The sequence below is a fragment of the Salinisphaera sp. G21_0 genome, assembly GCF_017744115.1.
In the GTDB taxonomy this organism is placed as follows: Bacteria; Pseudomonadota; Gammaproteobacteria; order Pseudomonadales; family Endozoicomonadaceae; genus Endozoicomonas.
This window is the reverse complement of the sequence record NZ_JAGHQW010000210.1, coordinates 1-760: the sequence shown is the minus strand read 5'-3', so window position 1 is coordinate 760 and position 760 is coordinate 1. Positions and strand designations below refer to the sequence as shown.

The following is a 760-nucleotide window of genomic DNA, read 5'->3' as shown; positions in this document are numbered from 1 at the left end:
TCTGGCTTTACTTCATCATCATTTTTAAAGACAGTTTTTCCTGTTTTGGATGGTTAAGTAGCTAACCATCTGGAACTAATTTCATTATGACTTGTCTACTCTCCATAAAGTAAAACTTTTTCAACTCCTGGAACCTCTCATATGCAGTCATTACAGACTACCTCCTCCAGCACCATGCAGTGTGAAAAATATGAGTCATCGGAAATTACAGCTAAAAATTCACTCACTAAACATTCACTGGACTTTTTAACAAAACAAGAAATATCAAGAATTGATCATGCTATTGTAGAGTTCAAGAAACCAAAATATCTCCACGAATGTAACAGTAATATTCTTGAGACCCTACAGAAACTACCTGATGAATTAACCAAAAAGGTAGTGGTAGTAATTGCAACTCACGGAGGCAATGGAATTATCACTTACTTTAAAAAAAGTTATAATCATCATGTTTTTATTATGGGTAAAACAGAAGATGGCTTAAGAATATTTGATCCACAGATTCCTCACTCTACATCTATAAAATCCAGTCAGTGGGTTAATGAAGTTTACGAAGAAGTACCAATTAAACATACTCTAACTAACAGCTGTACATTAAGATCATTACCTCAATTCAGGCTTGTTGATGGATTAACATACCTTGAGAATTATGAAGAGTCATGTGAATTTGACACTTTAAATCCTGATTATGCAATATCGGAAAACAGCAGCATTCTAAAATCTCAATTATGGAGAAAATCATTTTCACTCAATTTGTATGAAG

At 33.3% G+C, this 760-nt stretch carries 1 protein-coding gene; it reads left to right on the top strand.

Translation table 11 applies throughout. The features are described 5' to 3' along the window. Positions 1 to 141: 141 nt before the first annotated feature. The coding region (locus tag J7439_RS25695; protein WP_209204900.1) for a hypothetical protein at positions 142 to 760 on the top strand (619 nt) is incomplete at its 3' end.